This window comes from Klebsiella sp. CB_Kp196, assembly GCF_040061575.1.
In the GTDB taxonomy this organism is placed as follows: Bacteria; Pseudomonadota; Gammaproteobacteria; order Enterobacterales; family Enterobacteriaceae; genus Klebsiella; species Klebsiella michiganensis.
In genome coordinates this window covers 47,965-70,264 of the sequence record NZ_JBEAFH010000037.1, presented here as the reverse complement: position 1 = coordinate 70,264, position 22,300 = coordinate 47,965, and the positions used below count along the sequence as shown (strand labels likewise).

Annotated in this window: 21 protein-coding genes and 1 pseudogene; 7 read left to right on the top strand and 15 right to left on the bottom strand. The window is 57.3% G+C overall.

Features of this window, described 5'->3' with window-relative positions:
* Positions 1-73 precede the first annotated feature (73 nt).
* Together ABLU87_RS10750 and ABLU87_RS10745 are read right to left on the bottom strand one after the other, a co-directional pair.
* Positions 74-541, bottom strand: a complete 468-nt coding sequence (locus ABLU87_RS10750; protein ID WP_025108281.1) for a DMT family transporter — start codon at positions 539-541, stop codon at positions 74-76.
* A gap of 9 nt (positions 542-550) precedes the next feature.
* Positions 551-985 carry a DMT family transporter gene (locus tag ABLU87_RS10745; RefSeq protein WP_004850792.1) on the bottom strand — a complete coding sequence of 145 codons (435 nt, stop codon included), beginning with the start codon at positions 983-985 and terminating at the stop codon, positions 551-553.
* A 99-nt stretch (positions 986-1,084) separates the two neighbouring features.
* Here ABLU87_RS10745 and ABLU87_RS10740 point away from each other — a divergent pair, with 99 nt between their 5' ends.
* On the top strand, positions 1,085-2,017 hold the full coding sequence (locus ABLU87_RS10740; protein WP_032695022.1) for a LysR family transcriptional regulator: 933 nt from the start codon (positions 1,085-1,087) through the stop codon (positions 2,015-2,017).
* Positions 2,018-2,282: 265 nt separating this feature from the next.
* Positions 2,283-4,466 (top strand): catalase/peroxidase HPI, encoded by a 2,184-nt coding sequence (gene katG, locus ABLU87_RS10735; protein ID WP_032695023.1) that lies wholly within the window; start codon positions 2,283-2,285, stop codon positions 4,464-4,466.
* A gap of 50 nt (positions 4,467-4,516) precedes the next feature.
* Here katG and mgtU read toward each other — a convergent pair whose 3' ends face one another.
* The 5 genes from mgtU to ABLU87_RS10710 form a co-directional block, all read right to left on the bottom strand.
* Positions 4,517-4,603, bottom strand: coding sequence for a magnesium transporter protection protein MgtU (gene mgtU, locus ABLU87_RS10730; RefSeq protein ID WP_251009858.1), 87 nt, complete (start codon positions 4,601-4,603; stop codon positions 4,517-4,519).
* A gap of 13 nt (positions 4,604-4,616) precedes the next feature.
* Positions 4,617-4,709: a protein MgtR gene (gene mgtR, locus ABLU87_RS10725; RefSeq protein WP_014229313.1), complete on the bottom strand. Its 93-nt coding sequence runs from the start codon at positions 4,707-4,709 to the stop codon at positions 4,617-4,619.
* A gap of 18 nt (positions 4,710-4,727) precedes the next feature.
* Positions 4,728-7,460 (bottom strand): magnesium-translocating P-type ATPase, encoded by a 2,733-nt coding sequence (gene mgtA / locus ABLU87_RS10720; RefSeq protein WP_025108278.1) that lies wholly within the window; start codon positions 7,458-7,460, stop codon positions 4,728-4,730.
* Between the two features lie 155 nt (positions 7,461-7,615).
* Positions 7,616-8,311: an MgtC family protein gene (locus ABLU87_RS10715; protein WP_025108277.1), complete on the bottom strand. Its 696-nt coding sequence runs from the start codon at positions 8,309-8,311 to the stop codon at positions 7,616-7,618.
* Between the two features lie 412 nt (positions 8,312-8,723).
* On the bottom strand, positions 8,724-9,218 hold the full coding sequence (locus ABLU87_RS10710) for an anti-virulence regulator CigR family protein (protein ID WP_122116819.1): 495 nt from the start codon (positions 9,216-9,218) through the stop codon (positions 8,724-8,726).
* A 287-nt stretch (positions 9,219-9,505) separates the two neighbouring features.
* Here ABLU87_RS10710 and ABLU87_RS10705 point away from each other — a divergent pair, with 287 nt between their 5' ends.
* Entirely contained in the window at positions 9,506-10,915 is a 1,410-nt protein-coding gene (locus ABLU87_RS10705; protein WP_025108275.1) for an MFS transporter, read from the top strand.
* A gap of 5 nt (positions 10,916-10,920) precedes the next feature.
* Positions 10,921-11,127, top strand: a pseudogene (locus tag ABLU87_RS10700) (LysR substrate-binding domain-containing protein); the annotation flags it as partial.
* Here the strand turns inward: ABLU87_RS10700 and ABLU87_RS10695 are convergent.
* Positions 11,124-12,029: a LysR family transcriptional regulator gene (locus ABLU87_RS10695; protein WP_122116820.1), complete on the bottom strand. Its 906-nt coding sequence runs from the start codon at positions 12,027-12,029 to the stop codon at positions 11,124-11,126. The pseudogene ABLU87_RS10700 and the gene ABLU87_RS10695 overlap by 4 nt on opposite strands.
* A gap of 156 nt (positions 12,030-12,185) precedes the next feature.
* Here ABLU87_RS10695 and ABLU87_RS10690 point away from each other — a divergent pair, with 156 nt between their 5' ends.
* Together ABLU87_RS10690 and ABLU87_RS10685 are read left to right on the top strand one after the other, a co-directional pair.
* Positions 12,186-12,986, top strand: a complete 801-nt coding sequence (locus ABLU87_RS10690; protein ID WP_064357501.1) for an AraC family transcriptional regulator — start codon at positions 12,186-12,188, stop codon at positions 12,984-12,986.
* A gap of 85 nt (positions 12,987-13,071) precedes the next feature.
* The gene (locus tag ABLU87_RS10685) at positions 13,072-13,689 is read left to right on the top strand and encodes a LysE family translocator (RefSeq protein WP_077270600.1); all 618 of its coding nucleotides are present in this window, start codon (positions 13,072-13,074) and stop codon (positions 13,687-13,689) included.
* Positions 13,690-13,733: 44 nt separating this feature from the next.
* Here ABLU87_RS10685 and ABLU87_RS10680 read toward each other — a convergent pair whose 3' ends face one another.
* The 7 genes from ABLU87_RS10680 to ABLU87_RS10650 form a co-directional block, all read right to left on the bottom strand.
* On the bottom strand, positions 13,734-16,034 hold the full coding sequence (locus ABLU87_RS10680; protein ID WP_122116821.1) for an FdhF/YdeP family oxidoreductase: 2,301 nt from the start codon (positions 16,032-16,034) through the stop codon (positions 13,734-13,736).
* A gap of 193 nt (positions 16,035-16,227) precedes the next feature.
* The gene (locus ABLU87_RS10675; RefSeq protein ID WP_014229301.1) at positions 16,228-17,145 is read right to left on the bottom strand and encodes a bestrophin family ion channel; all 918 of its coding nucleotides are present in this window, start codon (positions 17,143-17,145) and stop codon (positions 16,228-16,230) included.
* Positions 17,146-17,348: 203 nt separating this feature from the next.
* Positions 17,349-18,257 carry a cation diffusion facilitator family transporter gene (locus tag ABLU87_RS10670; RefSeq protein ID WP_032749154.1) on the bottom strand — a complete coding sequence of 303 codons (909 nt, stop codon included), beginning with the start codon at positions 18,255-18,257 and terminating at the stop codon, positions 17,349-17,351.
* A gap of 199 nt (positions 18,258-18,456) precedes the next feature.
* Positions 18,457-19,326, bottom strand: coding sequence for an oxygenase MpaB family protein (locus ABLU87_RS10665; RefSeq protein ID WP_122116822.1), 870 nt, complete (start codon positions 19,324-19,326; stop codon positions 18,457-18,459).
* Positions 19,327-19,440: 114 nt separating this feature from the next.
* The gene (locus ABLU87_RS10660) at positions 19,441-19,872 is read right to left on the bottom strand and encodes an OsmC family protein (protein ID WP_004138064.1); all 432 of its coding nucleotides are present in this window, start codon (positions 19,870-19,872) and stop codon (positions 19,441-19,443) included.
* An 80-nt stretch (positions 19,873-19,952) separates the two neighbouring features.
* Positions 19,953-20,432: a GNAT family N-acetyltransferase gene (locus ABLU87_RS10655; protein WP_032695032.1), complete on the bottom strand. Its 480-nt coding sequence runs from the start codon at positions 20,430-20,432 to the stop codon at positions 19,953-19,955.
* Positions 20,432-21,334, bottom strand: a complete 903-nt coding sequence (locus ABLU87_RS10650; RefSeq protein ID WP_025108266.1) for a LysR family transcriptional regulator — start codon at positions 21,332-21,334, stop codon at positions 20,432-20,434. The genes ABLU87_RS10655 and ABLU87_RS10650 overlap by 1 nt, the downstream gene beginning before the upstream one ends.
* Positions 21,335-21,448: 114 nt before the next feature.
* Between ABLU87_RS10650 and ABLU87_RS10645 the strand changes: the two genes are divergently transcribed.
* Positions 21,449-22,300 carry a Vmh family MBL fold metallo-hydrolase gene (locus ABLU87_RS10645; RefSeq protein ID WP_048263040.1) on the top strand — a complete coding sequence of 284 codons (852 nt, stop codon included), beginning with the start codon at positions 21,449-21,451 and terminating at the stop codon, positions 22,298-22,300.

The following is a 22,300-nucleotide window of genomic DNA, read 5'->3' as shown; positions in this document are numbered from 1 at the left end:
AAGCGCCAGTCACAGGGTGACGAACAGTATGACCGCGGTTGGCGATGCGCGACAACTCACCTGAACAGGTGGGCTAACTCTCCTTATCTTCAGCTTTTGCCGCCGCGCTGGAGCGGTAAATAAAGAACAGCGCCAGCCCCAGACAGACGATGGCCCCCAGCCGCCCCGCTGAAAAGGCAATGGCGTCGTTACCCAGCCAGCCAAAATTATCGATCAGCAGACTCATGGCCAGTTGGCCAAAAATCACCGCCACCGTGGCCGTCGCGGTACCGATACGCTGCACCGCCACCACCATAATTACGATATAGGGAACCCCGCAAAATGCGCCCAGCAGCTGCCATTTCGGCACATCCAGCAGCGTTGTCGACTGATGGGGGGCAAAATAAAAAATCAGCAGCGCCGTGATCAAGGCGCCCACCGCAAACGTGAGAAACGCGCTGCGAAATACGCCCACCTGGCTGCCCAAACGGCCATTAATCGCCGCCTGCATACTCAGCATCGCGCCGCCGACCAGCGCCAGCAAAATCATTATGCTACTCATGTTAACTCCTCAGCTTGTGGCGATCAGAATCAGGGCGACGATGATAAACAGCAGCGCGATAACCCGCCGTCCATCGATTTTACGTTTTGCCGAACCAAACAGACCGTAGTGGTCAATCAGCAGGCTTTTGCATACCTGACCGGCCAGAATGCCGATCATCGTCATGGCGATACCGATAACCGGTACGGCAATGGTTAAGATGACGACGTAAATGGGCCCCAGTACGCCCCCGGTAAGCTGCCAGCCCGGTAAGGAGAAGAACGAGGGACCCTGCCTGGGGCCAAACAGCAGCATCAGCAGAAAGGTTAGCGCGCTCCCGACGCTAAAAATGCTGAAGGTGGCCCACAGGTCCCCTACCTGACCGGCAAGCGGCCCGAGTAGTCCGGCTTCCACGGATAACCCCATGCCGCCGGCAATCACAAGAAAAATAAGTAATAACTGCATCGTTGATATCCGATTATTGATTGGGTGGCAGAGCATAAAGCAGCGAAGTAATGTGAAAAACGATACAATCAGGGAAACACTTTTGCGGATATTGCATTAATGAGCGATGCGGGTAATGTAAATTTTCGGGCGCTACAGCTGTTTATCGCCGTCTATGACAGCCAGAGTTTCTCCGTGGTGGCGAGGCGGGAAGGCGTTTCGCCCTCGATGGTGTCGCGCGTCATTCACCAGCTTGAGGATGCGCTCGGCCAGCAGCTCTTTTATCGTAATACCCGGGCGGTGGTTCCCACCGAAGCGGGACGCCTGTTTGCCGAACATGCCAGAGGGCTCGGCGAACGGTTCAGCGTTGCCAGGCGTGACCTGCAGGACCGTCGTCTTGAGCCGGGTGGACTGGTGCGGATCAACGCCCCGGTCTATTTTGGCCAGCGCCATATCGCGCCGTGGCTGCCGGGGCTGACGCAGCGCTATCCACAGATGCAAATTGCGCTGGCGCTGACCGATGATTTTATCGATCCGCACCGCGAAGCGACCGACCTGATTTTCCGCATCGGCAGCCTGCCGGACTCCAGCGTTCATGCCAGAGTACTGGGTATGCAGCATCACTATCTGGTTGCGGCTCCGGACTATCTGCAGCGCTGCGGCACGCCGGAGAAACCGGAAGATCTTCGCCACCACAGCACGCTGGTCTACAGCGGTTCAAATGGACCTAACCGCTGGCTGTTCCGCCTCGGGGAGGGAGAATGGGTTCACTATCCGCAAACGCCGCGGCTGGCATCAAATAACGCCGATGCTCTGCTGACCGCTGCGCTGGGAGGCATGGGGGTGGTGCTCTTTCCCGATTGGATGGTCAATGAAGCCATGGGGGCTGGAAGGCTGGTTCAGCTGATGCCTCACTACAGCGCGGCGATCGGCAGCAGCCCCTCGCCGGTGTCGGCGATCTACCCTCACGCCCGTCATCCTTCGTTAAACGTACGTGCGGTAATAGACTATTTTATCGACGTTTTTGGTACGCCTTTATACTGGCAGCGCTAAGCCGTTTTACGCACTAAAATTGTCGTAACTCAAACAATCGGTCTTCGCTGGCGGGGATGATGTCTTAACGATTCCTTTACGCGTATGTTACGACTATTGTGGTTGAGTCAATACTGAACAATCAATCATTGAACAATGATATATGTTCGGTTTTTACAAAGGCATTGAACGGAAATAACTATTAAATCCGTAGACTCATTCAAATATCGCTTATTGGTAGCAGTGTATATCGTAATGGCATTCACAAAAGCAAACGGAGCCTGATATGAGCACGTCAAACGATCCTTCGAATACCCCGTCGGCAGGGAAATGCCCTTTCCACGCCGAGACGGCGACGCCCACCCAGAGCGCGGGCGGTGGCACCGGCAACCGCGACTGGTGGCCAAATCAACTACGGGTGGATCTGCTGAATCAGCACTCCAATCGTTCAAACCCGCTGGGCGAACACTTTAACTACCGCGAAGAGTTTAAGAAGCTCGACTACTCGGCCCTGAAGGCCGATCTGCGCGCCCTGCTCACCGATTCTCAGGAGTGGTGGCCAGCGGACTGGGGTAGCTATATCGGGCTGTTTATTCGTATGGCGTGGCACGGCGCCGGTACCTATCGTACCGTTGACGGACGCGGCGGCGCGGGCCGCGGCCAGCAGCGTTTCGCACCGCTCAACTCCTGGCCGGATAACGTCAGCCTCGACAAAGCCCGTCGCCTGCTGTGGCCGGTAAAACAAAAATACGGGCAAAAAATCTCCTGGGCCGACCTCTATATGCTGGCAGGCAACGTGGCGCTGGAAAATGCCGGTTTCCGTACGTTTGGCTTCGGTGCCGGTCGTGAAGACGTTTGGGAACCGGATCTGGACGTCGACTGGGGTAACGAAACCGAATGGTTGGCCCATCGTCATCCGGAAAGCCTGAATCAGCAGGCCATTGGCGCGACCGAAATGGGGCTGATTTACGTCAACCCTGAAGGCCCCAACGCCAGCGGCGACCCGCTCTCCGCCGCCTCCGCGATTCGCGCGACCTTCGGCAATATGGCAATGAATGATGAAGAGATCGTCGCGCTGATCGCCGGCGGTCATACGCTGGGCAAAACCCACGGTTCCGCGGTGACCAGCCACGTTGGCGCAGAGCCGGAAGCGGCGCCGATTGAAGCGCAGGGACTCGGCTGGGCGAACAGCTACGGCAGCGGCGCGGGCGCCGACGCGATCACCTCCGGTCTGGAAGTGGTCTGGACGCAAACGCCGACCCAGTGGAGCAACTACTTCTTCGAAAACCTGTACAAATATGAGTGGGTGCAAACCCGCAGCCCGGCAGGCGCGATTCAGTTCGAAGCGAAAGATGCGCCGGAGATCATTCCTGACCCGTTTAATCCGGAGAAAAAACGCAAGCCGACCATGCTGGTCACCGACCTGACGCTGCGCTTCGACCCGGAGTTCGACAAGATTTCCCGCCGCTTCCTTAACGACCCGCAGGCCTTTAACGAAGCCTTTGCCCGCGCGTGGTTTAAACTTATCCACCGCGATATGGGGCCGAAGTCCCGCTACATGGGCCCGGAAGTGCCGAAAGAAGATCTGATCTGGCAAGATCCGCTACCGGCGGCGGTCCACACCCCAACCGCAGAGGATATCGCGACGCTGAAAACCGCCATTGCCGACGCCGGCCTTTCGGTCAGCGAGCTGGTTTCCGTTGCCTGGGCATCGGCCTCCACCTTCCGCGGCGGCGATAAACGCGGCGGCGCCAACGGCGCGCGTCTGGCGCTGGAACCGCAGAAATCCTGGCCGGTAAACGCCATCGCGTCCCGCGTGCTGCCGACCCTGCAGGGGATTCAGCAGGCATCCGGTAAAGCGTCGCTGGCCGATATTATCGTTCTGGCCGGCGTGGTGGGCATTGAGCAGGCTGCCGCGGCGGCGGGCGTTCAGGTTAGCGTTCCCTTCGCCCCTGGCCGCGTCGATGCGCGTCAGGATCAGACCGATGTGGAAGCGATGGATCTGCTGCAGCCGCTGGCCGATGGTTTCCGCAACTATCGTCGCGTTGGCGGCGGCATCTCCACCGAAACGCTGCTGATTGATAAAGCGCAGCAGTTAACGCTGACGGCGCCGGAAATGACGGTACTGGTGGGCGGTCTGCGCGTGCTGGGCGCGAACTTCGACGGCAGCCGACACGGCGTGTTTACCGACCGCGTGGGGGTGTTGAGCAATGATTTCTTCGCTAACCTGCTCGATATGGGCACCGTCTGGAAAGCCGCTGACGAGCACGCTGAGCTGTTTATCGGCCGCGACCGTAAGAGCGGCGAAGAGAAATATACCGCGACCCGCGTTGACCTGGTGTTTGGCTCCAACTCCGTCCTGCGCGCCCTGGCTGAAGTGTATGCCTGCAGCGATGCGCGGCAGAAGTTCGTGAATGACTTCGTTGCCGCATGGACCAAGGTGATGAACCTCGACCGCTTCGATCTGTAATCCTTTCCCCGGCAGAAATGCTAAACCCGGGCCAATGGCCCGGGCTCCTCTTATCTAATCCAGATTGTCAGCAGAATAATGATGGCCGCAATAATCGCCACCTGAATAAAGACTTTATCCAGCGATCCTCTGCGCATCGCGCCCCCTTTTTCAGAACAGGATTTGCCAGATAGCCAGCAACAGCACCAGCAGACCCACCAGGAAAAATATCAGCGCGATGAGGGTGTCCGGAGAACGATTCATCTCTGCGCCTCCTTATCATCAGAACCACTGACCAAAGCGTTTGATATAGAAACGCTTCATGCCCTGCGCGACCAGGCAGTAGCTGAGCAGCGTCGCGATCAGCCACGGGAAGTAGCTCAGCGGCAGCGGCTCCAGCCCGACCATCGCCCCCAGCGGCGAGAACGGAATGTAGATGCCCATCGCCATAATGACCGCGGTGGTGAGCAGCACCGGCAACGTCGCCCGACTCTGGATAAACGGAATTTTCTGCGTTCTCAGCATATGCACCACCAGCGTTTGCGACAGCAGCCCTTCAATAAACCACCCGGACTGGAACAGCGCCTGGGCTTCGACGTGATTCGCCGCAAACACGTACCACATCAGCGCGAAGGTGGTGATATCAAAAATGGACGACGTCGGGCCAATCCACAGCATAAAGCGGCCGATATTTTTCGCATCCCACTTGCGCGGCTTACGCAGGAATTCCTTATCCATCTTGTCCCACGGCAGCGAGAGCTGAGAGAGATCGTACATCAGGTTCTGGATCAGCAGATGAATCGCCAGCATCGGCAGAAACGGAATAAACGCGCTGGCCACCAGTACCGAGAAGACGTTGCCGAAGTTAGAGCTGGCGGTCATATTCAGGTACTTAATGATATTGCCAAAGGTCTCACGCCCTTTGATCACCCCTTCTTCCAGCACCATCAAATCCTTTTCCAGCAGGATGATATCGGATGCCTCTTTGGCGATATCCGCCGCGCTGTCGACCGAAATTCCGACGTCCGCATCGCGCAGCGCCGGCGCATCGTTGATGCCATCGCCGAGGAAGCCGACGGTGTGGCCGTTTTTCTGCAGCGTTTTCAGGATGCGCGACTTCTGCAGCGGCGTCAGTTTGGCGAATACCGAACGCGTTTCCACTTCGCGCTCCAGTTCGTTATCCGTCATCGCTTCAATCTGTGCGCCGGTCAGGATACCGTGGGCATCAATCCCCACTTCCAGGCAAATACGCGCCGTGACCACCGGGTTATCGCCGGTCAACACTTTGACCGCCACGCCGTTATCGCGCAGCGCGGTAATCGCTTTTCCCGCGCTCTCCTTCGGCGGATCGAGGAAGGTCAGCATCCCTTCGACCGTCAGCCCCTGCTCATCCGCGGCGCACAGCGGGGTTGTCAGGGCGGAGTCATCCAGCTTGCGGGTCGCGACCAGCAGCACGCGGAAACCCTGGGCGTTGTAATCCTGCGTTTTGGCTAACAGCAGATCGCGGCGGGTTTCATCCAGCGCAACCACGCGGTCGCCTTCGCGCAGATGCGTGGCCACCATCAGCATCTCTTCGACCGCGCCTTTGCAGATCAGGCTTTTATCGCCGTGGCGGACATCTTCCACCGACACCGAGACCCGACGGCGGACAAAATCAAACGGCAGTTCATCAAGCTTTACGAAGCGCTCTTTGGTCGCTGGCGCAATCCGCCCCTCGCCAAAGCGCAGCACCGCCCGGTCCATCAGGTTGCGCGCCCCGCTCTGGCTGCTGCTGTTGAGCCACGCCAGCGTCAGCACCCGGTCGCTCTCGCTGCCGCTGACGTCAAGATGATGCTCAAGAATGATATTGTCCTGCGTCAGCGTGCCGGTTTTATCGGTGCACAGCACGTCCATGGCGCCAAAGTTCTGAATAGCGTTCAGCCGCTTGACGATCACTTTGCGCCGCGACATGGCGATAGCGCCTTTCGCCAGGTTTGAGCTGACGATCATCGGCAGCATTTCCGGCGTCAGGCCCACCGCGACCGCCAGGGCAAACAGCGATGCCTCAACCCAGTCTCCTTTGCTGAAGCCGTTAATCAGCAGCACAATCGGCACCATCACCAGCATAAAACGGATCAGCAGCCAGCTGACGCTGTTTACCCCACGGTCGAACGCCGTCTGGGTGCGCGTACCGACAATGGACTTCGCCAGCGAACCAAACCAGGTGCGGTTTCCGGTAGCCACCACCACCGCCTGCGCCCTGCCGCTGGTCACGTTGGTGCCCATCAGACAGATATTGCCCATCTCCAGCAGGCTTTTATCTTTGTTCGGCTCGGGAAGCCTGTCGCACCCTTTGCCGGACACGCTGGCCAGAACATCATACTTTTCCACCGGTAGCGATTCGCCGCTAAGTATCGACTGGCTGACGAACAGGTCCCGGGACTCCAGCAGGCGGACATCCGCCGGAACCAGATCCCCCGCCGCCAGGAAGATGATGTCACCGGGCACCAGTTCCTCAATGGCAATCTCCTCCTGCGCCGGCCCCATGTTACCAGGACCGCGACGCAGCACCGTCGCCGTGGTGCGAACCATGGATTTCAGCGCCTGCGCCGCTTTGTTGGTGCGAAACTCCTGCCAGAAACGCAATAACCCGCTCAGGCTGACCATCGTGACGATAATAATAATCCCGGTCAGATCGGTCTCTTCGCCGTTACGCAGCGGTAGCCAGTAATCGGTCACGAAGCTGACGGCGGCCAGCGCCATCAGGACATAGATAAACGGGTTATTGAATGCCTGCAAAAGCTGGATTAGCGCCGGCGGCGCCTGCTCGTGCGCGACTTCATTGCGGCCATATTCATTCAGCCGTTCAAGGGCATCTTCGGTGGTGAGCCCCTGACGGCTGCTGTTGAGCCGCGCCAGCGTATGATCCGGGCTGTTAAATGCCTCGGTTTCAATGGCGAAGCTTTTTTTATGCTGCTTATCATTTTCTGACGCAGACCGGTTTATTTTCCGGTTTTCTATTTTCATGTCAGTCATGATTATTCCTCAAATTTAAGACGTCGTTATCCCTGCATAATTGACTTATGCATAATTCATTTTTACGTTATTAAACGCTTATTACTTTAATTGCCTGGGAATATCCATCATTCCCTCCTTAGACAAATCATTGCCAGAGTAGAATATCAGGGAGGCTAACTCCCCTCGACGCACCAGCGCACTGACGTAATGTTTTCGTCACCGCCAATTCTTGACATAATAAGATCTCGCGCTTTGCGGGAGTCGGTATTACCAACCAGTTCGATGCGGATTTCTTTATGTCCTTGTTCTTTTGCTGCTATCGACACCAGCCCCTGCAAGCTGAGCGTCATCTCTTTACTGATATTAAGCAATAGCTGACGAATCGCGTTTTCATGTTCGCTATGACAGATAATATTCAGGACGTAGCATTTTTCTTCTTCTGTCGCGCCGGGGATCTGATTAATTCTCTGCGCCGCTTCGCGCAGTAGAATATTGGCGCACAGGATGATCAGCGTTGCCGCCGCCGCTTGCCAGAACTGGCCTAAGCCACACAGGACGCCAATCGCCGCAGAGCACCACAGGGTTGCCGCGGTATTCAGGCCGCGCACGTTCATGCCTTCCCGCATGATGACCCCGGCGCCGAGAAAACCAATTCCGGAAACCACCTGCGCGGCAATACGTCCCGGACTATCCGGCGATGTGGAGATCGAGCTCAGAATAAAAACCGCCGCGCCGGTGGCGACCAGCGCATTGGTGCGCAGGCCAGCCATCCGCTGACGCCACTGTCTTTCGGCGCCAATCAGCGCGCCCAACAGCATCGCGGCGAGTAAATTTGCGATATAAGGAAACATCAACATAGCTTCCTCCATTTTTGCTGGAAGAATTAACTACGTGCTTTATTAAGCACACGACAAATTGTCGCCAGAGAGGCGATTAACGTCGCGTTGACGGTGGAGGGAATAATGTATTTTTAAACATGAACATGACGATTATCCTCGCAGCCATGCTGCGTTATTTTTTATGGGATGCAATCGTCTGGATGAGGAGATTGCTGCCCGCCGGTTGGCAAGCAGCGCAGAAAAAATAGCGTCAGCTTGCCTTGATGTTTAAGTAAGGGTGACTGTCCAACATATTTCTCCTGTGTGAATTTGTGCTCATTATAGTCATTCAATTATTTGAGTAAAGTTAAAATCTCGCTTTAGTGACGATTTGTTTAGAATGACCTTAATGCGCTAAGCCTGCCCGCCAGGATTAACCCCGGCGCGAACCGGGGTTAATTAACTAGTCAAAGACGCCATTAATTATCGACGTCACGATCGCCGTACTCAGCGCGATCAGCACTAAATCCTGGCCCACCACGCGCCATTCATAGCCAGGATAGTAAGGCAGTTCGTTGAGCATCGATGCCGGAACCGCTTTTTTTGCAATACCCGGAGGTAAGGGTTTACCGCGCGCCAGATTTTTGGCGATTCCCGGCGGCAGCGACTGATAGCCGGTTAAACCGTAGTTTACCGCCAGCGAACGCGCTCTGGAGAAGCTGATATCGTCAGAGACATGATCGGGTTTGCCGTAGTTTTTTCTCTGCCCCGGACTTCCTTCTTTATGACCCTGGTTGCCCTTATCAGCGTTGTTTTTACCGCTATTGCCGTTGTTACTGTTATTGCCATGATTACCGCCGCCGTTGCCATTACCCGGGTTGGCGAAAACCGGCGTGGCCATCATTGACAGCGAAAGCGCCGCCGCCAGCGCTGCCTGCAGGACTTTCTTACTGGACATGATTTTTTCCTGAGTGGGAGTACTCGCTTTGAATGTAGGTGAATAACCTGAGCGCAACAATCTCTCGTTATCTTAAATTTATTGCAGGTCAAACTTAGCGGCCCGATGGTGAATTCCTTCACCCTGCGGCCGGGCCACAGGCGAAAACCAGCACACAACGCCAGCCAAACCACATTGGCATTATTTTATTCTGCAAATCTCTCTCCCCCGATGCGATTAAAAATTTAAAACCATTAACAATCAAATAACATTAGCAGGCAAACATTTTATCTGAGGAAAATAATAATATGTCTACCACCCAGGTTCTGGGCGACGCCGCGTTCGCCTCCCCAGGACATCCCCACTCCAGCCTGACCGCTCGCATCGATGCGCTGCCCGCCTCCGTTGGCCTGTGGTCTTTTATCACCCTCCTGGCGCTGGGGGGCTTCTTCGAGCTGTACGATCTTTTTCAGACCGGCTATATCAGCACCGGGCTGCTGGCAGAGGATATTTTCCATACCGGCGAGCAGGGTATCTTCGGTATCTCCGACCAGGCCGCCTTCGCGTCGTCCACCTTTATGGGGCTGTTTATTGGCGCCAGCCTGCTTGCGCCGCTGGCGGATAAACTGGGCCGCCGCCTGACGTTTATGTTTGCCCTTGCCTGGTACGGCGTATTTTCGCTGATGATGGCCCTGCAAAGCAGCGCTGAAGGGGTTATCTTCTGCCGCTTTCTGGTCGGCGTCGGTCTCGGCATTGAGCTGGTGACCATCGACACCTATTTAAGCGAATGGGTGCCGACGCATCTGCGCAATAAAGCTTTCGCTTTCGCCTTCTTTATTCAGTTTTTATCGGTCCCCGCCGTGGCGCTGATGTCGTGGCTGCTGGTGCCGATTACCCTTTTCGGCCTGACCGGCTGGCGCTGGGTGATTATCTTCGGCGCGCTCTGTTCGCTGATCATCTGGGTTATCCGCAAGAAGCTGCCGGAGTCGGCGCGCTGGCTGGATGAAAAAGGCCGCCACGAGGAAGCCCATAAGGTGATGTGCGAAATGGAACAGCGCTGCGGCGTTTCTCCCTCGCCGCGCCACCAGGTTGAGAGGCAGGATAACCCGCGCAGGCTGGGAAGCTTTAAAGCGATCTGGGCGCCGCAGTACCGCAAACGTACGATCATGCTGATGGTAATGAACTTCTTCCAGGCCATCGGCTTCTTTGGCTTCGGCAACTGGCTACCGGCCCTGCTTTCCGGTCAGGGAGCGAGCATCACCCACAGCCTGCTGTACGCGTTCTTTATTACCCTCGCCTATCCGATTGGCTGTCTGTTCTGCACCCGCTTCGTTCATCGTTTTGAAAACAAATGGCAAATTGTGCTTTCCGCGCTGATGACGGTGGTGTTTGGCACCCTGTTTGCCCTGCAGAACAGCCCGGTGCTGCTGGTGATTTGCGGGTTTATGATCACCTGGTCAAACGCCTGGCTGACCATTAGTTATCACGCCTACCAGGCCGAAGTTTTCCCGACCCACATCCGCGCGCGGGCGGTCGGCTTCTGCTACTCCTTCAGCCGGCTGTCGACGGCGATCACCAGCATTTTGATCGGCATTATTTTGCAATACGCCGGTACCCCAGGCGTGATTAGCTTTATCGTCGCCAGTATGCTGATGGTGATGCTGTCGGTGGGCATCTTTGGTCCGAAAACCCGCGGGATCAGCCTGGAGAATATTTGACGGTAGCCGCCGCCGGGCTAGCCGGCGTTGGCTTCGCTATTCTGGGGGAGAAACCCTGCCGCCCGTTTATCGATCGCGGTGAACTCCAGGAAGTCACGCTGGAGCTGCCGCCGGCGCCGTTACAGCTCTCCGCCCTCTATCGGGAGCGCCACTTTATGCCCGCCAGAACGCGCGTCTGGCTTGAATTTATCCAGTCGCAGATGGCCAGCTAAGCTCCATCATCCGACTGGCGTTCGCTAAAAATCACCTGCGCATCGGCGAAGCATTTTTCCGCCAGCGACGACACCGGCTCTTTGTTGCGCATGATCAGCGCCAGCATCGAGTCGACCTCCGTCTCGGGGATCGGCCTGATTTCCAGATTATCGCTTAGCGCTTCGAGGCCGTTGTTCAGCGGCATAATCGCACAGCAGATCCCGGCCTGCACCGCCTGGATGATCTGAAACGTGGAGTCGCTTTCAAAAACGTATTTTGGCGCCAGCCCCTTGGCCTTAAAGCTCATCTCAATCGATTCACGGTAGTACATGCCCTTGGTCAGAAAGCCCAGCGGCAGCGCGGCCAGGGTATCCCACTCAGGCGTCGCGTCGGCAAACTGATAATGACGCCTATCGTGCAGCAGCCCCATGCGGGTATTCGGCAGCCAGACCACGTTGAACAGTTGGCTATCGACGTGGTGCAGATAGCAGATCCCCAGATCCAGCTGGTTGCGGCTAACGCCGTCGATAATCTGTTCCGAGGTCATGGACAGCAGACTGAACTGCAGCTCCGGGTATTTATCCGCCAGCGGCTTGATCAGCTGCATCGGATTCAGGCTGGCTAAAGGCACCATCCCGACTCTTAGCTGGCCGACCATCTGCCCGCGACAGATAGCCGCCTCCGCCTCCAGCCCGTCGTGCGCCGCCAGCAGCGCTCGCGCCCAGGCCAGAATACGCTCGCCCTCTGGGGTAAACCCTTCAAACCGCTGCCCGCGCTGAATCAGCGTCAGATTAAGTTCTTCTTCAAGATTGCGGATACGCATCGATAGCGTGGGCTGGGTGATATGGCAGGCCGCCGCGGCCTGGCCGAAATGTCGTGTTCTGTCGAGCGCAATCAGGTACTTAAGCTGTTTAATATCCATTATCATCCACTGTTTGCGCAATCTGCTGGCAGCGCAGCAGGCAAAATGTTAGCTAAATGTTATGTTCTGCGTTGATGAAATTCAAGCGCCGGTCGACCGTTGCTCGTCCCGCGTGCCTGAGGCTACACTCATGCTATGCCCCGGCAGGAGAAACCGTTGAAAACTCGCCTTCATCACGTTCAGCAGCACCGGCTCGCCATGCCGGGACTGGAAGCCATGTCGTTAGTCACGGAACAGAGTTTTCCGCGCCATTCCCACGACCAGTTCGGCATCGGGATTTTCACTCAGGGCGCGCAGCGTTCGTGGAGCCATCTGGGCAAAATTGAGGCCGCCGCCGGAAATATCATTATGGTTAATCCGGGGGAGATGCACGACGGTATCCCGCTGAATGGCCCGCGCAGCTGGCAGATGATCTATCTCGATCCCGAGCGGGTTGCCGCTGAATTTCAGGGGGCGATAAAGGCCGAAGATATTCTCCTGCGCCCGGTGGTCGAGGACCCGCAGCTGCGCGGACTGATGCTGCGGCTGTTTAGCGAGATTGTCGCCAGCGCCCCCGAGAATACCGCCGTAGAAGAGGCGCTACTGCTCTGCCTGATGCGGGTGAGCCGATACCATCTCTGCGCACGGCGGCCTGATAAAAGCGGTACCCCCTCCATCGCGCTGGCCAGGCAATATCTCGATGATGCCCCCGAAGAGAAAATCTCTCTCGAGGAGCTTGCTACCCTCTGCGGTCTCAGCCGCTTTCAGCTGATCCGCGGCTTCGCTCGCGAAACCGGCATCACGCCGCACGCTTATCTGGTACAGGCCCGCCTGCGCCTGGCGCGCCGCCTGCTCGCCGAAGGTCACTCCCCCGCCGATACCGCCTTCATGGCCGGCTTTGCCGATCAAAGCCATCTGACCCGCGCGTTTCAAAGGCAGTTCGCCATGACCCCAGGCAGCTATCAGGCGAGCCGCTAGCCGACGCTGTGCAATTTTGTTCAATACCGGCGCGCGGCTTTGCGAAATACTCAGGGCCTCGATTCTCTGCAACAGGAATGACATCATGGCGTTCATCACCCCTGAGTTTCTTTTGACTTCGCTGATTGTGGTCATCGCCCCCGGCACCGGGACGCTTTACACCATTGCCACCGGCCTGGCGGCGGGCAGAGGCATGAGTTTTGCCGCGGCCTTCGGCTGCACGCTGGGCATTATTCCGCATATGCTGGCGGCGATAACCGGGCTGGCGGCCATCCTCCACAGCACCCCCGGCGCCTTCGAGCTGGTGAAGTACGCCGGCGTCGCCTGGCTGCTGTACCTCGCATGGGTCACCCTAAACCAGCGCGGCAGCCTGAACGTGGAGGGCGTCGAGCAACGCAACCCGCGCCAGGTCATCAGCCACGCGATTCTGATTAATTTGCTTAACCCCAAGCTGCCGCTCTTCTTTCTCGCCTTTCTGCCGCAGTTTATCCAGCGCGGCTCGGCTTCGCCGATCGGGGAAATGCTGATCCTGAGCGCCGTTTTTATGCTGATGACGCTGCTGGTTTTTATGCTCTATGGCGCCTTTTCGGCGGCGATGCGCGGATACGTGCTGTCGCGTCCGCGGGTGTTACAGGGGCTGAGAGCCTGCTTTGCCGCCGGTTTTGTCGGGCTGGGGATTAAGCTGATTCTGGCGCAGAGGTAGCGATTTTGCCCACGACGCGACGATCGCCGCGGGCAAACGGCGCTTTAGCGAAGCCCCGCCAGCGCGCGGATCTCTTTCGAGCGCAGCGTTAAACGGACGGGCGCCGATTTATACGACGGCGTGCCGCTCTCTTTATCGAGATAATCCAGAGGGACCAGCACGTTGGCTTCGGGGTAATAAGCGGCAACGGTGCCCGGCGCGATGCTGTAGGCGACCAGCGTGATATCTTCCAACCGCTGATGGTGGCCCGGCAGCGCGGAGCTGATATCTACCCGATCGCCGTGTTCGAATCCCTGCTCAGCCATATCCTGCTCGTTCATAAACAACACGTCGCGACGGCCAAACACGCCGCGGTAGCGGTCGTCCATGGCGTAAATGGTGGTGTTGTACTGATCGTGGCTGCGCAGCGTCACCAGGCGCATCACGTCATGCCCTGCTACCTGCTGGTTTTCGTGCACCCCGTGAAAAACGGAAAACATCGCTTTGCCGGTCGGCGTCGGCCAGATTCGCTCCGTCGGCGGCAGCGGCATGCGAAAACCGCCGGGATGGCGAATACGCTGGTTGTACTGGTCAAAGCCGGGAATGGTCTGCTCGATCAGATCGCGAATGCGATCGTAGTCGGCGACCAGCGACAGCCAGTCAACGTTGCTTTCCGGCAGCGTCGCCATGGCCATCGCCGCGACAATCGCCGGCTCCGATCGCAGCTCTGGCGAACCGGGTTTCAGCTTGCCCGACGACGCGTGCACCATCGACATCGAATCTTCCACGGTGATCGACTGGCGTCCCGTCTCCTGAATATCGAGTTCGGTTCGGCCAAGGCACGGCAGGATAAAGGTCTCATTGGCCACCAGAAGATGCGAGCGATTCAGCTTGGTGCCAATATGCACGCTCAGATCCAGCCCCCGCATCGCCGGAAAAGCCCGTTCGCTATCCGGCATAGCCACCGCGAAGTTCCCGCCAAGGCAAAGCAGCGCTTTCGATTCGCCGTCGATCATCGCCTGTAGCGCTTTTACCGCATCGTGACCATGCTTCTGCGGCGGCGTAAAACCAAACACCCGCTGCAGGTTGGCGAGAAACTGGGGGCTCGGCTTTTCGGTGATGCCGACGGTACGGTTACCCTGTACGTTGGAGTGCCCACGTAGCGGGCAGATCCCGGCTCCCGGCTTGCCGATATTCCCGCGCATCAGCAGCAGGTCGGCTATCAGGCGTACATTAGAGGTGCCCTTATTGTGCTGGGTGATGCCCATACCGTAGGTGATAATCGTGGCGTTAGATTTAGCGTAAGCCGCCGCTACCCGTTCAAGATCGCCGCGCGTCAGGCCGGACTCGCGTTCAATATCCGGCCACGGCGTCGCGTCCACATCCTGCGCAAATTCGGTAAAGCCCAGCGTATGCTCATCGATAAACGCCCGATCCAGCACCTCGCCCTGCTCTGCTTCCAGCCGGAGCAGCGCCTTCGCGATACCCTTAAGCGCCGCCGCGTCGCCGCCCGCTTTGACCTGGAAATAGGTCGACGCGATGTTGGTTGAGCCGTAGGTCGCCATCTCAATGACGTTCTGCGGATCGGCGAAACGCTCCAGCGCCCGCTCTTTTAGCGGGTTGAAGACGATAATCGGCACCCCCCGGCGCGCCAGTTCGTGCAGCGTGCCCATCATGCGCGGATGGTTGGTTCCGGGATTGTGGCCGATAGAGATAACCAGCTCGGTCTTATCAAAGTCATCGAGGGAGACCGTCCCTTTACCGATGCCGATGGACTGCGGCAGGCCGACGCTGGTCGACTCGTGGCACATATTGGAGCAGTCCGGAAAGTTGTTGGTGCCATATTCGCGGGCAAACAGCTGGAACAGGAAGGCCACTTCGTTAGAGGCGCGCCCGGAGGTATAAAACTCGACTTCATTGGGCTGCAGCGTACGAAGAATGGCGCCGATGCGGGTAAACGCCGCGTCCCATGAGACCGGACGCAGGGTATCGCTGGCCTTATCGTAGGCCAGGGGCTGGGTTAAGCGCCCGTAGCCTTCCAGCTCAAAATCGCTGCGCGCCAGCAGCGACGTCACGGTGTTAGCCGCGAGAAACTCAGCCGTGACCCGTTTACTGGTGGCTTCCCAGGTCACCGCTTTGGCGCCGTTTTCGCAGAACTGAAACGTCGATTTATGCTCTTTGTCGGGCCAGGCGCAGCCGGGACAATCAAAGCCATCCGGCTGATTGGTCCGCAGCAGCGTGGCGGGGGCATCGAGCGCATCCATTTGCGTACGAACGGCGATAGCGGTGGCTTTTAAGGCACCCCAGCCGCCCGCCGGACCATCATAGGGATGGACGCCGGGAACGACGCGTCTTCTGTTACTCATGTTCACTCCTGATGCGCTTTCGGCGGCGTATGGCAGGTGAAACGCCGCACGATCTCTTATCACCCGTTACCAGCCAGGGTAACGGGCGTTTTTTGTTAACGAAAGCATAACAATCAGGGCGGTGGCTGTATAATCAATGTTATCTATTACGCGTTAGATTTAACTTATTTAACGAATAATAAACATACAAAAATCAGGTCAGATTGTAGTGGCGATCCGGCGCCAGTTTCTCCGGTAAGGGATGCTGGCCGGTCATATCCAGCAGGTTGCGCTCAATGGTGTTACACATCGCGTTCAGCGGCAAATCGTTGGCTGCGGTACCGAACGGGTCCTCCAGCTCTTCCGCCAGCGAATCCCACGACAAGAAGGTGTAGGAGATAAACACCGACACGAACGGCGTCATATAGTGAAGATCGCCGACCAGCGCAAACGGCAGCAGCGTACAGAACAGATACACGGTGCGCTGCAAAATGAGCGTGTAGGCAAAGGGCACCGGGGTGCTGGCGAGGCGCTCACAGCCGCCCAGCGCGTGCCCCAGCTCATCAAGCTTATTGTCCATCAGGCTGAAGGTGACATCGCCGATCTTCCCTTCTGCGCGCAGGCGCCCAAGCTCATCGCCTGCCAGCAGCAGAATGCGGTTGGTTGGCATCGAACTGGCGAGAATTTCCGCCACGCTTTGCGCCGGCAGCAGACGCGCTAAATCGGCGCTCGGATCCGTCTTGCGCAGCTGATGCTTCAGGCTCCAGCTAAACGCCACCAGGTAGCTCACCAGGCGTTGATGGGCTGCGCTTTCGGCCGGCAGGATATTCTTCAGCTGGCGCACCAGCGTTCTCTGGGCAATCAGCACCGTTCCCCACAAATTGCGCGCTTCAACAAAGCGGTTGTATCCGGCGCTATTGCGAAAGCCAAGAAAAATGGCAATGGCGATCCCCAGCAGGCTAAACGGCGCGACGGTAAGATGGATACCCAGCTGCTCGTACCATTGATAGCTGATGATCGCGATAATCGACATCATCAGGTTAAGCAGCAGGCGAAAGACGATTTTTGACAGCACGGAGCCGTGCCAGTCAAACAAGCGAAGGAACCAGTGTTGTTCTGGCCGGATAATCATTGTTTTACTTCCTGAAGTTTCGAACGAATAATAGATACTTTCTATTATGCGATTGCCTTTTTATATTGTTTAAAAACACGACACGGCGTCAGCCGGCTATTTATCAGCGATGAAAGAATAGCCGCTGGATTATGGTCCTTTTTTATTTCACAGGCAATATTATCCGCAGGCTGACATAGCCCTCAAGCGTTCAGGGGAATAACCTAAGCGATAATCGCGTCGCTATCCGCGCGGCAAGGGTCAATATGAATCATCATATGCAGCACGTTTTGGCTGTTTAGCACCCGCGCGCGGGCCAACAGCGCAATATCGTGCCCTTCCGCCACCGATAAATCTCCCGGCACCTCGATATGTACATCGACCAGGATCCCATCGCCGGCGCGTCGGGTTTTCAGGTCATGCAGCGCCACGACGCCGGGCGTTGCCAGAATAGTGGCGATTATCTGCTGCTCGCTGTCGCTATCCACTGACCGATCCATCAAGTCATGGAGGGCGTCATACGAAAAGGTATAGCCCATGCGGGTGACCAGCGCGCCGACGGCCAGCGCGGCCACCGGATCGAGCCAGGCGAAGCCGGCCAGGTTACCGATGATGCCGACCGCGACCACCACCGACGACGCGGCATCCGAGCGGGCGTGCCAGGCGTTGGCAATCAGCATGGACGACTGAATTTGTTTAGCCGCCCTGAGCATATAGCGGAATAACATCTCTTTGGCGGTCAGCGCGGCGAGCGCCACCCACAGAGCGGTAATATGCACGCTCGGGATAGACGCCGGATGCAGCAGTTTGCCGCAGGCGGACCACAGCATACCCGCGCCAACCAGTAACAGCAGCGCGCCAATCACCAGTGAAGCGCCGTTTTCATAGCGCCGGTGTCCGTAGTGATGATCGCTATCCGAGGGTTTGCCGCTTTTTTTATTGGCCAACAGCACGACGAAATCAGCGACTAAATCGGAAAGAGAATGAATACCATCGGCAATTAATCCCTGCGAACCGGAAAAAACGCCCGCCAGAACCTGGGCGCTGGATAAAAAAAGATTGACCACCACGCTGACCAGCGTCGTTTTACGCGCAACCTGGGCGCGCTGACCATCGTCAGTCATTTTCGCCATGATGACTCCCCCGTAAAAAAAGAAATAACGTACGCGATTTGGCTTAATTTTTCCTGAATAATCCGCCGCCGTTAAGAGAATATTTACTTATTTTTATTGCTGTCAAATATATAAATGAGAATAGTTTGTTTTTAAAAAATATAGCCATGACAATAATAGCCATGGCTATATTTTTGGCGTAAAAACGCAGCCTGAATAATTAAAACTGATTCATCCGGCGCATTGCGCAATGATACGCGCCGTTACGCACCGACGCGCGCAGTACGCGAGCGACGCCGTGTACCGCAATTCGTGCGCTGTGCCGCTGCAGCGCGCTCATCGGCAAATTGAGCATCGCCTGCGCCCACGGCGGCAGAAGGTCAATCCCGGCGCGCATCATCATTCGCCCGACGGGCTGACTCAGACGCCCCGGCAGGCGGGTCGATAGCAGGACGTCGGCAACTTCCTGCGTTCGCTCATCGCAGCGCAGCGTTGGGCGCATATCCTGCAGGTAGTCGGCAACCTGACGCGGCGTTACCGGGATATCCCGAGCGCCAAGGCGGCGGGCAATTTCGGCGGCCTCCTGATAATACTGCTCCTGGCGGGCGGCGCTGACCACGGTCCGCTTGTAGCGCAGGTGCGAGGCCATAAAGTTGCTGCATTCGGCGACATGAACCCAGGTGAGCAGCGCCGGGTCGCTGGCCTGATAGGGCGTGCCGTCTTTATCCTTGCCGCTCACCCGCAGGTGGATCCCCTGCACTTTTGCGATCAGCCGTTCGGCGTCGGCGGTGGTACCAAAGGTGGTGGCGGAAATAAACTGGCTGGTACGGCGCAGGCGGCCAAAGATATCTTCGCGGAAGTTTGAATGATCCCAGACGCCCGCCAGCGCCAGAGGATGCAGCATCTGTAACAGCAGCGCGCTGACGCCGCCGCAGAGCATGGAGGTAAAATCGCCATGAACCTGCCAGATGGCCGACTGCGGACCAAATAGCCCCGGTTCGCCTTTGGGGTGTTCAAAATCGATCTCTTTTAGCGCCATGCCGGTTAAGCCCAGAACCTGAGCTTCAATCATTCCGCGTATGCTGGTCATTACCCACCTGCTCTGATCCGTGAGCGAGAAAGATAGCATTTATTAACGACGGGGGCATTTGCCAACGATGGCTTTTAGGGCAGGAGCGCCCGCCGATAGCGGGCGCCAGTGAGCTTATGGATTGAGCTGGTAGTCGAGGCTTATCTCCGCGTTCAGCACCTGCGACACCGGGCAACCGGCTTTGGCTTTTTGAATGATGCCGTCAAACGCATCGGCCTCAATGCCTGGCAGCACAATTTTACTCTGCAGCGCGATTTGGGTGATGGCAAAGCCGCCGCCGGACTTATCCAGCGTCACCACCGCCACGGTATCAATGGAGGTGGCGGTGTAGCCCTCTTCGCTCAGCATCAGCGAGAGCGCCATGGAGAAACAGGCGGCATGGGCGGCCCCGATAAGCTCTTCCGGGTTGGTGCCCTTGACGCCTTCGAAACGGGTGTTAAAACCATAAGGCTGCTGGTTCAGCGCGCCGCTCTCGGTCGAGACGGTTCCTTTTCCGCTTTTCAGATCCCCTTCCCAATGCGCCTGACCTTTCTTATGGATTGCCATAATATCGCTCCTTTTTTGATATGAAAGGGTTAAGTATAGAACCCCCTAAGGCATTTGGGCGGCGCGCGGCGTTTTTCAGATCAATCCGTCGGGATATTTTTACTCATATTAACGCCGGTAACGCGGAAACCCGCGGCGTCGTAGAGATGGCGCGCGCGCTGATTATCCCCGGCGACGCGCAGTTTAATTTGGCCGATCCCCTGGCTTTTCAGCGCATGCTCAAAAGCCGCCATCGCTTGTTTACCCAGGCCCTGTCCCTGAAACGCCGGATAAATATAAAAATCGCAGATAAAGGCGGAGCGCATTTCTTCGTCAGGCTTGTACCAGAGATAGCCGACCCGCTTTTCCGCGCCGTCACTGTCATCGAATAAGCAGCATAAAACCTGGCCGCGAGTATTGACGCCGTCGGGCAGATCCGCGGCGATTTCGCGCTGTGCCTGGGCTAACGCGGCCGCCGGCGAGAGCGCGTAATTGGCGGAGATTTCCGCCGCGTAGTCGGGGATAAAGTAGTCGAGATACGCCGGGTACTCCGTAGCGCGCATTGGGCGAAGCACTATCATTAAAGGGTTCCTTTTATATCGTGAGTTTGCGCCAGTTTCTGCTGAATCTCACCGAGAAACAGCGGCAGCGCGCTTGGCTGATAGTCCCGTGAAAGGTAAATACCATATACGCTTAGCGCTTTTGGCCGCCAGGCCGGTAAAACCTGTTTCAGCGCCCCGCTGTTGAGCGCCCGCTGCGCCTCCAGCTCCGGCAGCATCGCGATGCCGCAGCCGGCGACCGCCGCCTCCATCAGCAGCGAGGAGATCCCGGCGCTAAGGTTGCCGGAAACCGCCACCGCCACGTTTTCGCCGCTGGCGTCGCTAAACTGCCAGGTCTGGCTGGCAAAATGGCTGTAATGCAGGCAGTTGTGACGAGTGAGATCTTCCGGCGTTTGCAGCGGACCGTTCTGCTGAAGCCAGCGCGGCGACGCGCACAGCACCGAACGACACACGCCAAGGCGGCGGGCGATAGCCCCGGGCTCCGGATTGTCGGTGATGCGAATCGCCACGTCGATCCGTTCGCCGATCAGGCTGACCGGGTGATTATTGATATCCAGCTCAAGGCGCAGCTGCGGATAACGGGCGAGAAAATCGGGTAGCAGCGGCGAAATCAGCTGCATCGCCGTAAAGTGAGCGCAGGCGACGCGCAGCGTCCCGCTGGGGATCGCACGCTCGCTTTGCCCGGCGATCTCATCCGACAGCTGCGTCAGGGTGCGCGTTTTTTGCAGCACCTTTTCCCCCGCAGCCGTGAGCGTCAGTTTGCGGGTTGAGCGATGGACCAGCCGGGTTCCCGCCCACTGCTCCATCTGTTCCAGATAGCGGCTGACCATCGGACGCGACATCCCCAGCGCGCGGGCGGCGGCGCTTAAGCTCCCCAGTTCACAAATGCGCATATACACCTGCGCGGCAATAACCCGATCCATAACTGATTTCCATCTGCACGTTTTATGAAACTCAGCATCTCTTTTTTCAGGAATTTTCGCAAATCATGAAATCCGTACAATAGCGCCTATTCACCTGACCAAGAGAAAACGAATATGAAATTATCTGCCCTTGCTATCGCGACCACGCTGTTCAGCACGTCAGTTCTGGCCGCGCCCCTAACGCTGCAAACCTACAACCCGCAGGAGAACGGCATCTTCGCGGTTAACTCCACCCTCGCCTCCGGCCCGCATGAAGCGGTGCTGTTTGACGCTCAATTCAGCGTCAAAGATGGCGAGAAGCTGGTTGAAATGATTAAGAAAAGCGGTAAAAAACTGACCCGCATCGTGATTACCTCCGGCGATCCGGACTTCTATTTCGGCCTCGAGCCGCTGGTAAAGGCTTTCCCGGATGTCAACGTGGTGGCGACCGCGGAAGTGGTTAAACACATTAACGCAACCAAAGCGGCCAAACTGGCCTACTGGGGCCCGCAGATGAAGGACGGCGCGCCGAAGCAGGTTTACGTCCCGCAAGCGCTGACGGCAAACACCTTCACCATCGACGGCGAAAAGGTTGAGATCCGCCAGCCGCAAAATTATGCCGCCTATGTCTGGATCCCGGCGAATAAAACCATTCTTGGCGGGACCGGCGTGGCGTGGGGCATGCACGTCTGGACGGCGGATACCCAGAGCGTCGAAAGCCGCCAGCAGTGGATAAGTACGCTCGACGAGATGGCCGCGTTGCATCCGCAGCAGGTGATCCCCGGCCATTACCTGGGGACTCCGCCCGCAGGCGACCGCGCGATTACCTTTACCCGCGATTATCTAACCCAGTTCGAGCAGGCGCTCAACGCGCACAAAGACTCCGCCGGCGTTATCAAGGCGATGAAACAGCGCTGGCCGGGACTCGCGGAAGAGAGTTCGCTGGAACTGAGCGCCAAAGTGAATACCGGCGAAATGAAGTGGTAA